11 protein-coding genes are annotated in these 10,673 nt (G+C 68.6%); 5 read left to right on the forward strand and 6 right to left on the reverse strand.

The window, feature by feature from the left end; all coding sequences use genetic code 11:
- The coding region (locus tag DKL51_RS25835; RefSeq protein ID WP_148097846.1) for a class I SAM-dependent methyltransferase at positions 1-606 on the forward strand (606 nt) is incomplete at its 5' end.
- A 203-nt stretch (positions 607-809) separates the two neighbouring features.
- Complete coding sequence (locus tag DKL51_RS25840; protein WP_109965821.1) at positions 810-1,223, forward strand: nuclear transport factor 2 family protein; 414 nt, start codon at positions 810-812, stop codon at positions 1,221-1,223.
- Positions 1,224-1,241: 18 nt separating this feature from the next.
- On the opposite strand, the gene DKL51_RS25845 is transcribed toward DKL51_RS25840, so the two are convergent.
- On the reverse strand, positions 1,242-1,832 hold the full coding sequence (locus DKL51_RS25845) for a nucleotidyltransferase domain-containing protein (RefSeq protein WP_243420852.1): 591 nt from the start codon (positions 1,830-1,832) through the stop codon (positions 1,242-1,244).
- Between the two features lie 120 nt (positions 1,833-1,952).
- Here DKL51_RS25845 and DKL51_RS25850 point away from each other — a divergent pair, with 120 nt between their 5' ends.
- On the forward strand, positions 1,953-2,546 hold the full coding sequence (locus DKL51_RS25850) for a hypothetical protein (protein ID WP_109965820.1): 594 nt from the start codon (positions 1,953-1,955) through the stop codon (positions 2,544-2,546).
- Positions 2,547-2,579: 33 nt separating this feature from the next.
- On the opposite strand, the gene DKL51_RS25855 is transcribed toward DKL51_RS25850, so the two are convergent.
- Complete coding sequence (locus DKL51_RS25855) at positions 2,580-3,143, reverse strand: hypothetical protein (RefSeq protein WP_123809743.1); 564 nt, start codon at positions 3,141-3,143, stop codon at positions 2,580-2,582.
- A 109-nt stretch (positions 3,144-3,252) separates the two neighbouring features.
- Between DKL51_RS25855 and DKL51_RS25860 the strand changes: the two genes are divergently transcribed.
- Both DKL51_RS25860 and DKL51_RS25865 read left to right on the forward strand, forming a co-directional pair.
- Positions 3,253-3,612 (forward strand): hypothetical protein, encoded by a 360-nt coding sequence (locus DKL51_RS25860; protein WP_124812606.1) that lies wholly within the window; start codon positions 3,253-3,255, stop codon positions 3,610-3,612.
- Positions 3,613-3,765: 153 nt separating this feature from the next.
- On the forward strand, positions 3,766-4,959 hold the full coding sequence (locus DKL51_RS25865; RefSeq protein ID WP_109946629.1) for a WD40 repeat domain-containing protein: 1,194 nt from the start codon (positions 3,766-3,768) through the stop codon (positions 4,957-4,959).
- Positions 4,960-5,195: 236 nt separating this feature from the next.
- Here the strand turns inward: DKL51_RS25865 and DKL51_RS25870 are convergent, their stop codons facing one another.
- The 4 genes from DKL51_RS25870 to DKL51_RS25885 form a co-directional block, all read right to left on the reverse strand.
- Complete coding sequence (locus DKL51_RS25870) at positions 5,196-7,265, reverse strand: HelD family protein (protein WP_109946630.1); 2,070 nt, start codon at positions 7,263-7,265, stop codon at positions 5,196-5,198.
- A gap of 567 nt (positions 7,266-7,832) precedes the next feature.
- Entirely contained in the window at positions 7,833-8,333 is a 501-nt protein-coding gene (locus DKL51_RS25875; protein ID WP_109946631.1) for a hypothetical protein, read from the reverse strand.
- A 619-nt stretch (positions 8,334-8,952) separates the two neighbouring features.
- Positions 8,953-9,726, reverse strand: coding sequence for a DUF2510 domain-containing protein (locus DKL51_RS25880; RefSeq protein WP_109946632.1), 774 nt, complete (start codon positions 9,724-9,726; stop codon positions 8,953-8,955).
- 455 nt (positions 9,727-10,181) lie between these two features.
- The gene (locus tag DKL51_RS25885; RefSeq protein ID WP_109946633.1) at positions 10,182-10,475 is read right to left on the reverse strand and encodes a contact-dependent growth inhibition system immunity protein; all 294 of its coding nucleotides are present in this window, start codon (positions 10,473-10,475) and stop codon (positions 10,182-10,184) included.
- Positions 10,476-10,673 lie beyond the last annotated feature (198 nt).

Raw genomic sequence — 10,673 nt, forward strand, 5'->3', positions numbered from 1 at the left:
GCGGTGGACGCCGAGCCCAGCATGCTGACACTGGCGCGGCGCACCGCGCCCGGCGCGACGGTCGTCGAGGCCGTCCTGCCGCGGCTGCCGTTTCCGGCCGGCGGCGCCGACGCGGTGGTGGCCAACTTCGTGCTCAACCACGTCGGGAACCCGGCCGCCGCGCTGGCCGAGCTGTGCCGGGTGGTGCGCCCCGGCGGTCGAGTGGCGGTCACTATCTGGCCGTATCCGCAGCCGCCACTGCAACGGCTCTGGGGTGAGATCTTCACCGCCGCCGGCGGCGAGACCCCGGCGGACCTGCCCCGGGTGGCACCCGAGCGGAACTTCGCCCGCACCGAGGAGGGGCTGGCCGGGCTGCTGGCCGCCGCCGGGCTGGCCGACGTGCAGTGCGCGACCCTGGCCTGGGAGCACCGCGCCGACGCGGAGGACTGGTGGGCCGGCCCGGCCAACGGCATCGGGATGCTCGGCCTGCTGATGGAACGGCAGCCGGTCGCGGTCCGGGAACGGATCCGACAGCAGTACGACCTGCTCAGCGCCCGCTACCGGGACGCCGACGGGCTGCTGGTCCTCCCCACCGCCGCGCTGCTCGCCTCCAGCCGGATGGATTGAGCGTCGCCTGGGCTCGGAAGGTGGTGGCTACCTGCACTCGCGCGCCGACCGGCCGGGCTGAACCACCCGGCGGCTCGCCGTTTCGGCGCCGGACAGCCGTCCCGGCTTTTCCCCTCGCGGCGATGCCGGCGCCCGTAGCGTCGAATCGGCGCCTGCGACGAATCGGTGCCTGCTTCGAGGAGCGACGCGCCAGGAGGAGAGCGATGGACGAGCAAGCCGTCCGGGTGGCGCTCAGGCATTACCTGGAACACGCCGGGAAAGACGACGACGTCGCCTACGAGATCCACCGCGAGGACGCCGTCCTGGAGTTTCCGCAGTCGGGCGAGCGCTTCGAGGGCGTCGCGAACTTCCGGGAGTGGCGGCGGGCCTACCCGGCCAAGGTCACCTTCGAGCTGCGTCGGGTGCGCGGCCGGGACGACATCTGGGTGGCGGAGCTCCTGCTGCGCTACGACGGCGGCCCACCGCACCACGCGGTGGACATCCTCGAATTCCGGGGCGACAAGGTCGCCTACGAAACGATCTATGTGACCGAGGGCTGGGCGGCGCCGGAGTGGCGAGCCCGATGGCGGGCCGCGCCGCCCCGGGAGCCGAGTGCCGGAAGCGCGCCAGCAGCGTGACTTTCCCAGCCGGCCCGCTCACCGCAGGTGGTCCCGCCACGGGTGGTCAGGGTGGACGATCGACAGGGCCTCGTCCAGCCAGCGGCGCTCGTCCGTCGACAGCAACGGCAGCGTCCCGGCGAAGTCCGCCCGGTCCTTCTCCCGGGCCGCCTTCGCCTTGAACAGGAGGACCACCTCGGGGCTGAGGTACGGGACACCATCGCGGCTGCGCCGGATGATGTCCGCGTACGGCCGCCGGATCCGCTGGTCGCGCCGGTAGATCCACGTCCCGCCGTCGTGCGGCTCGCGGAACACGTCGAAGCGCCACACCCCGGCCCGCCGCTCCCAGGCCCAGGTCTGATGGTGGGCCTGCAGGGTCTCCGGCGACACCGGTACCTGCCGCCCACCGCCGGCGACGTAGAAGTGGCACTCCGGAAATCGGCTCGCCACCTCGCTGAACCGCTCGGCCGGTACGGCGATCTCGGTGTCCTCGTGATCGCGGGTCGGCGCTCCCCGGAACAGGTCGATCGCCCAGCCGCCCGCCACGTACCAGGACATGTCCACCTCGGCCAGGCGGTCGGCGATGAGCCGGGGAGGCCAGGGGTCCCACGCTTCCGGGTCAGGCACCACCGGCCGACCCTACGTCGGCAGTTCCGAACGCCCCACCGCTTTATCGCCTCGGGCATTGACGCGTGGCGCCTCACCGGTCGCGGGTCAGCGCCGGTTGCCGGGGACCGCGACAATCAGCGCATGACCGAGGCTGACGTTGATCTGCTGCCCGGTGAGCGGATCCTCTGGCAGGACCGCCCCCGCCGCCATTCACTGTTCCGGGCACCGGACGCGCTGCTGATTCCCTTCAGCATCCTGTGGTTCGGCTTCGCCGTGTTCTGGGAGGCGTCGGTTCTCGCCGCGCGGACCGTCGGGGACCGGCCACCGCCGGTCTTCGTCGTCCTGTGGGGCCTGCCCTTCGTGCTGATCGGCCTGTACCTGGTGGTCGGGCGGTTCGTCGTGCGGGCCATTGCCTCCCGACGCACCCGGTACGTGCTCACCGACCTGCGGATCCTGGTCATCGGCGGGCTGTCGGGTAAGCGGACCACCTCGTCGTACCTGCGGTCCCTGCCGCCGCCGGTGGTCACCGAACAGCCGGACCGGTCGGGCAGCCTGGCGTTCGGCGCCTTTCCCGGCGTGCTCGACGCCTTCAACCGGAGAAACGGGCTGCGGGGATGGGCCAGCGAACCTTCGAACACCCCGGTGCTCTGGCACATCTCGGATGTCCGTCGCGTCCGCGACCTGGTCGCAGCGGCCCAGACGGAACGGGACCGGTCAGCCGACTTCCCGCGATGATGGGGAACGCCGGCCGGACCGCGGACGACGCCGCTACCGCCGCCGAACCGCCACCACCACTGCCAGCACGGCGCCGACCACCACGCCGAGCGACGCCAGCACCAGGGACGCCACCACCGCCAGCGCCTCCGCCCGCGGGCCGAAGAACCAGGGAGGATCACCGAGCGAGAGGGAGGACGGGCCGTCTGCCCCCGAGGTCGTGCAGGTCATCGTGTACGTGCCGGCCGGCTTGGCCTGCACCAGGAGCAGGGCGCGCCACCGTTCGCCGTCCGCCGTCACGGTCAGATCGTCCTGGCGCATCGAGGCACTGCCCCACGGCTGGAGCCGCTGGGTGTCCGGCTGGGAAGGCTCCCAGCGCAGGTCCGAAACATCGCGGCCACTGTCCCTGACCCACACCATCTTCCCGGCCTCCGGCACCTGCACGGTGACCGGCCGCCCGGGCGTGATGCGCTCCCCGAGGTCACTCCCGAGGGGGACGAGGAACATCAGCGCGGCAGCGGCCGACACACCGCCGGCGGCGATCAGCGCCGCGACGACGTACCAGATTCGGCGGGGCCGGACCGGGTCGGCGGCGACGGCCAACGGCGCAGTGTCCATGCAGGCATGCTCGCCTGCTGCCGCTTGCCGCGCCAGTACCCGTTCGACCAGACGACCGGGCTGATCGTCGGGGCCTCGACAGTGCAGGCGGCCGGCTTAGCCTTAACGCGTGGTCGAAGCTGGCAGCCGGATGCGAAACCAACCGGCACCGCCCCACGTGATCTTCGAGGCGCTGACCGAGCCGAACCGCGACCCCGCCCGTCCGTGGCTGCTGCTTCTCGACGACGAGCAGCGTCCACAGACGACGCATGCCCAGTGGCCCAACCTCGTCGTGTGGTCGTCCATCTGGGCCAAGCGGCCGGACGCTGTAGTGCGCTTCGACCTGCCGTCCGACGGCAGTGGTGGAACGCAACTGCGTTGGACCCTCCTTATGGCGGAGCCGCTGCCGGAACCCTCGCTGCTCGGGCATCTGCGCAAGCGGCTCAACCAGCTGATCAACGGCAACCTGCGGCGCACGTTCGGCCAATAGCAGGCGGGGCTCGGGGCCATCTGGCGCATCGGCGCGGTCTAGGTCATGATCACACGGCCCACCGAGAGGTGGCGCAGTCAGGTCCAGGAGCAGAGCGTGTGGCAGGGCGCCGCCACGCCACCGGGCCAGGCGTCCGGGTGGCGAGGAGGTGCCGTGGGTACAGCGCAGAACCGTGCGCCGTTCGAGGCGTTCGTGGCCCGTCGTTGGGTTGCGCTCGCCTGCGGCTTGATCGCGGTAGGCGCGACGCTCGGCATGACCGGGACGGCTACGCGGGCCTCGCCGGCGTCGCGAGCAGCGCTGACCTACGAGGCCGTCGACCAGATTCCCGCGTATGTGGTCGAGGCCCCGGAATGGACAGCCGACGTGCGGGACGCTCCGCTGGAACGAGCCCTGGTGGCCTTCGACATCAACACGCATGATGTGACGTTCGGGCCACTGACCTTGGTCGGTCCCCATGACAGCTATCGGATCTTCGACCCGTCGCAATCCGGCGGGACGTGGGCCGGACCCGTGGAGCTGTCCCCCGACGGCAGATACCTCATGACGGGCCACGGCCAGCAGACTCAGCTTCTCGATGTGACGACGGGCCGGACCCGCATGCTGCGTGCCGGTGCCCCGCTCGCCTGGTCTCCGGACGGCCGACAGGCCGTGCTGGCGCACTTCGACGGCGACAAGGACGCCTACCCGGTGAGCGGCCAGATTCGCATCGTGGCCATACCATCCGGCGAGGTGCTGTGGTCGATCCCGCTCGAGCCCGGCCCGCTTCCGCGTTCGGTGGATGCCGTCCTGTCGCCGGACGGTTCGACAATGCTGGTGCAACGCCATGGCGACCTCTACGCCTACCGCCGTGGCAGCGGCGTCGTCTGGCATCGCTCCAAAAGCATCGATTCACTGCCTGGTCAACTTGCCTGGAACCCGGATGGCAGGAGCGTCGCCTTCGACAATACGGGCCTGTGCCTCGTGGCGGCGGACACCGGCAAGACGAACAGATGCCTCAATTGGCGGTTTCCGCTGTCACAACTGACCGACGCGGTTCAGGCTTTCGGCTCGCCGGAGATTGTCGCGTGGGAAGGTCAGACGCCCACCATCAGTGTGGGAAATGCGGTGGTACGGGTGTCGGCGACGCCGGAGGTCTTGCTGAGGACTCCCCGGGACACGCGTCACGTCAAGATCGCGTCGAGTCGGGTGCGATGGATCCCGCGTCAGCCGGGACGGCCGGATCCCGGGCCGGCGATTCACCGCTACCGGCCGATCATCAACATCGGCGGGCTGGCAATCGTCGGCGTTGGCGTCGTCAACGTGGCGATACGGCTGCGGCGTCGATGCGCGCGCAGACCGACCCGATGACCCGGCGGGCCGAGGCCGGCGGTGGTCATGCCCGGTGATGCCCTCGGCTTGGTGCTTGCGCAGCTCAGGCGGGGTGACCGCGTAAGCGCCCCACCGGGCCCGCATCGAGGCGAGAGCGGCGCTTCCGGTCCTCTTCGATGCGTGCCCGGGGCTGCGATTGGATCCGGACGCGCCGCTCGCCTTCCGATACTGCGCGCGCACATTCGTGCAGCATGGCACCGGCACGCTGCCGGTGCTCACCGCGTGAGGTTGGCCGGCAGCGGCTTGGTGTGCAGGATGACCAACTCCGCGACGGCCCGGGTCAGGGCGACGTAGAGCCGGTTCATGCCGCGGGGCTCGGCGGCGACGATGTCGGCGGGCTCCACCAGCACCACCCGGTCGTACTCGAGGCCCTTGACCTGGCTGACTGGGATCGCGTTGAACGACGCGGCGAGGTGGTCGGGGGCGACAACGGCGCCGCTCTCCTGAGCGATCGCCGCGGCCAGGTCGTCCACCTGCCGGATTTCCAGGGTGCCGCCGGGTCGGAAGGAGCGGGTGGGCTCTATCTCCGGTGCCAGGGCCCGGGCGGCGAAGTCGGCGATGACCTGCGGCACCCGGTATCCGGTGGGCAGGTCGAGCGTCCTGACCTCGCGTTTGCCCAGCCGCTGTATCAGCTCCGGCCAGGACTCGACGGCCAGCGCATGGGTGGCCTGACCGAGGTCACCCACGATGGTCATCGAGGCGTGGGCGGCGTGGCGGGCGATCATCCGGCACTCCATCGGCGACAGGTCTTGCGCCTCGTCGAGGATGACGTGCAGGTACACGTCCTCGACGGGCTCGTCCGCCTCGGCGACCGGCAGCGGCTCGGCCAGCACCGGCACATAGCCTTCCTCGCCGTACGGGTCGAAGCCATCGTTCCAGCCGGTCACCTTGTGGCCCTCGCGCAGGATGATCGCGGCCGCCCAGCGCTGCGCGGCCCAGTAGTCGTTGCTGTCGATGAACTGGCCGGACACTGCGATCGGGGTGGCCAGGCCGGGCGCGAACAGCTGCCAACCATCGTTGAGGCTCAAGCTCACCACGAAGGTCTCGGCCAGGCGGGCGCCGCTGCTCAGCTCTCGCAACTTCCACTCGGGCACCGTTGTCTTCGGCTTCTCCGGCTTGCCAAGGATCTCGGCGAGCTCATCGAGCAGCGGAACGTCGTCCACCGTCCACTCCCCGTTCTGCGCGGGGAGGACGTCCTGCGGGGTCAGCGGCGGCCACCAGGCGTTGAGGAAGGCGTCCGGGACCTCCCTGCCGTCCAGCATCTCGGACAGCACCTTCGCTGCTATGGTGCGGCCGCCGTTGGGCTTGACACCGGCCGCTTCGCAGCGCTTCCTGATCTCGAGGCGGGCCTTCGCCAGGTCGTCGGCCTTGAGGGTGCGCAGGTGGTCCGGCGCGTTCGGTGGGGTGTCCCACGCCAGGTCGGTGAGCACCCGCACCATGCGCAGGTCGCCCTTGGTGCGGGCGACATGGGCGGGGTCCCGGCGCGTCGCGGTGACGCCCTCGAAGAGCTCGCCGATCGCTCGCAGGTGGACATTGTCCTCGCCGAGCCCGGGCAGCACCCGGCCGATGTATTCGGTGAACACCGTTGACGGGCCGACCACCAGCACGCGGCCGTCGGAAAACTTGCCGCGATCGGTGTAGAGCAGGTAGGCCGCCCGGTGCAGGGCCACCTGCGTCTTGCCGGTGCCGGGGCCTCCGGTGATCAGAGTGACGCCGTGGGCGGGTGCCCGGATCGCCTCGTCCTGCTCGCGCTGGATCGTGGTGACGATGTCGCGCATGTGCTCGTCGCGTTTCCTGGTCAACGATCTGAGCAGGGCACCCTCGCCGACTACGCCGTCGATGTCCTTTTCGGAGAGGACTTCATCGTCGAGCCCGACCACCTTTGGGCCTTCGCAAACGATGACGCGCCGACGGTCCACGCCGAGAGGCTCGCCGGGGGTGGCCCGGTAGAAGGGCGCGGCACCAGGCGCACGCCAGTCCACCACCAGCGGCTGCCGGTCCTCGTCGCGAACACCGAGACGGCCGATGCGGTAGGTGTCGCCGTCGTCGAAGTCCAGCCTGCCGAAGACGATGCCCTCCTCCTGCCGGTCCAGATCGGACATCCTGGCGGCGGCGCGCAGCACCATGGCGTCGCGCTCGACCAGGCCGGTGAGCGGGCCGGACGTGGCGCGGCTGTGTCCCTCTTCCTTCAACTCCGTCGCTTGCGCGCGCATGACCTCCAGACGCCCGTAGACCTTGTCGACTACCTGCTGTTCGATGGCGATCTGGTGTTCTGCGTCGGACACCGAGCTCCCTTGGGCAGGACCTTTCGCGGGCTTGTCGAGGATATGTGCCGGTCAGGGGCGCAAAATCGGTATCCGGGACGATTCGGATGACTTGACCGGCCGATATGATGGAGATGGCGGGGGGAAACGAGATGCTCGAAGACCTGCTGGTTTCCGACCATGCTCAACGCCTTGCGTGAGAGCCGCGATGGCTGGGCGCTGGAGAAGCTCGACCGCGCCGCACAGAACTTCTGACACGAGTTCGGCGTACCTGGGGCACTCCGATTCCGGCTTCACCCTGCGTGCCACCCACCTGGTGCCGACTCGGGCTTCCCGCGGTGCTCCGCCGCAGGTCAGCCAGCTCGCACCGATCACTTGGCGTTGTATTGATCAAAGGTGAGGGCATAGGCGATCAACACGGACAAGATGCCGTCTGAGCTGCCCGTTCATTGGTCATCGCTGGTCAATGTTCGGTGCCCTTGGTCCACCCCTGACGGCCTGGATACGGCCTGATCTTGGGGCTTCCCACGGCGGCACGCCAGTCTGAACCTGGGAGGCCCCAGCGTCCATCGCTGCCGCCCGGCCGTGTCACGCCCACAAGTCGGCACCCTCGTTGCCGGCCGGGTCTGCCTCCCTCAGGGACTCATGGAGCCCTCCGATCTCGCGGCCCGTCAAGTTGCACTCCGCGTCCGTCTCGATCAGGTGCCAGCCGGGGTCGCTCTCGCGCGCGTTCGGGTCCCCGCCCTCGTCGAGGATGCACACTGCGGCGACGATCGCCTCGTACGCTCCAGCTCGTGCGACCAGCAGCACATCGTGGGGATCCGCGCCTGCGTCAATCAGCCGCTGCGCTGCCGCCACGTCGCTCAGAGCACTGGCATCCATCCAAGGAGATATCGCCTCCCGCCACAGGGCGCGCAAGACCATGAACCGAGCCAGCTGCGGAATGTTCTCGCTGATCTCCGACCTAGCCCACTCCTCCGGGTCTAGGGCTCCAAGCTCCTTGAACCTCTCTGCGAGCGATACAGCAGAGTCGCGCACATCCGGCGGCAGAGTGGCCAGCCACTCGCTCCACGTAGGCCAGGAAATCATCACGTGATCATGCCTTTGCCTCGTCCGCCAGCCAACCCAGCGCCCGACGCGTGTCCCTGGATGCCGTCAAGAGACGACGTGCCGGAGACCGACCCCTTCGGTGTGAACGCCGGTAGCGTCCGTCGGTTCTTGTCATCCGCTGCCGTCCTACGGCCCAGAGCAGGCACCCTCTGTTGGCTTGCATCGTCTCCGGTCGGCCGTTGATCGTCGTTTCGCTGCCTCTTTGCTGCGTCTCTGGCCTCACCCTGAGATGCGGCAGATGCGTCCGGCGGCGCTGCCGACCTCGAACTCTTGCCGTGGTCGTTCAGCCTTGAGCGATCGAGACACCGGTGCCGGTGGTCGGGCCGAGCACCCTCCTATCGCCCGAGGTTGTCACCCTGCTAAGGAATTCGCCGCCCACGCTCGCGCAGGTCAGTGCCGCGACGTGCAACTGGGTTGATTTCCAAAGGTGGGATGCTATGCATATCGAAGTGCCGCTGTCCTCGATGACCGGGAGAGGCGACCGTGGCCCGTGCCCTGCGCTGGGGCGACGCCGCTGATCAACAATACCTTCACAGGGATCGGCTGGTGGTGCCACGACGGGCGTGGCGGCCGCACGGGCAATGCGGACTTGCGGATCTCAGTTCGGCACGCCGCGACCGTAGAGCCCGTTCCACTCAGTGACGAAAGCGTGAGCCCCCTCCACGTTTTCCGTTCGACCGCTGACAGACCAGCCATCGCCAGATATGGTTACGTGCACTTCAAGCTTTCCTGTTTTTTTCTTAAGTCCTAGCGCAAAAATTCCCGTAAGCGCTATGCGCGTCAGGGTAACCCTTTTTCCGCGGTTATCCTCGGCATACAACTCGGCTCGCGAACCCTGCGCTGGCCATGCCAGTGAACCAAACGGGCCCTTGTATACCCAGCCGTCCTTCACTTTGATGCCCAAGAGCTGGGCGCTCGCCTGAAGTCGCTTCGGCAACCCCCTGGCGTAGGCCGCTTGGGCTTCGTCTCGCTTCCTCGCCTCGTTCGCCGCTCTTGCCTCAGCCTTTGCCCGCCTCTCTGCAGCTTGGGCCTCCCGCTCGGCCTTGCGTTCCGCGTCACGCTGCGCCTGGGCCTGCCGCTTGGCCTCCCGCTCGGCCTCGCGTTCCGCGTCACGCTGCGCCTGGGCCTGCCGCTTGGCCTCCCGCTCCGCTTTCCAAATGGCCTCGTTATCTACTTCAGGTTCGAGCCTCGCCGCCGGCTGAGATCCCTCATGGCCAGACTTCTGCCTTCGCTGTCGAGGAGGAAACGGTTCCACCGATGGCTCGCCCCGATCAACCACATGCTCGGTCCAGGCAGCACCTGACCAGTATCGGTACTCGTGACGCCCGGATGGGTCGACATACCAGCCGGGTTGGGGCGCTTGCAGTGCCATGCCTCATGCTAGGTCGACGGTCGGCGTCCCGGAACAGGGCCAAACGGACCTCTATTCGTTGTTGCGGCCCGAGCCGCCAAGGGTGACGTGTGCGGAGCTGCCCCCGCGCATCACCCCGCTGCCCTCCCTGTGCCGTCGGCCCTCCGAACGGGGAGCGGAGCGCCACCCCGGGGACCGCCACGAACCAGGGAGGACCCGGAGCCGATGCACGCGTGCGGCGGCCCGCTGACGGTCTTTGGTCTAGGACAGGCCAGCCGCATCTCTCTTACAAGTTCTGGGCGCTTCGTCCGGCGGGGTCCGTCCGCATCCGCGACCTCGGGCGGTTGTCTGCGCCTCGCCGCCGGCGGCTGCCCTCGTCTCGGCCGGTTGCTGTCACCGTTGCTGTCGACAGGCGGGGATAGGAACTCGCCGCCCACAACGAATGCTGGGGCGGCGAGTTGGAACTGCAGCAGCGGTTAGGACGGCGGCCCAGCCACTTCCCGCATCTGGCGTAGCCATTCTCGATAACTGGATCCGTGCCGGGTTGGATCGTAGGACGAACGCGCAGTGCCCATCCATAGGGCCCTGATGTCCTCCTCAGAGGCGTCTTCGGCAATCAACTGATCTAGCTCCTGCCGAAGTTGGTTCGCCGTCGCCGGGTGCTCCTTGGCCACGAACATCCTGACTAGATCCAGTGGCGTCGGCGCTAGAAGGTCATAGTCTTGATGAAAGTAGCTCTGGGCAAGATAGACGACCGTCTCGAACTCCATGTTTCTCACTTCACGATTGGGAACGACGTTACGCCACCCCTGGCCCGAGTCGACGGCCTCAAGGGCATCGGCTAGGCCGTGTGTCGAAGTCGGCGGTGGTGGGCGATGAGATTCCGGCGCGTCGGTGATCGATAAGTAGCGAGGTCTCCGGTAGATGGTTCATCGACGAAGAAGACCATCAGCACGGAGACCTCGTGA

The organism is Micromonospora globispora (assembly GCF_003857015.1).
GTDB lineage: Bacteria > Actinomycetota > Actinomycetes > Mycobacteriales > Micromonosporaceae > Micromonospora > Micromonospora globispora.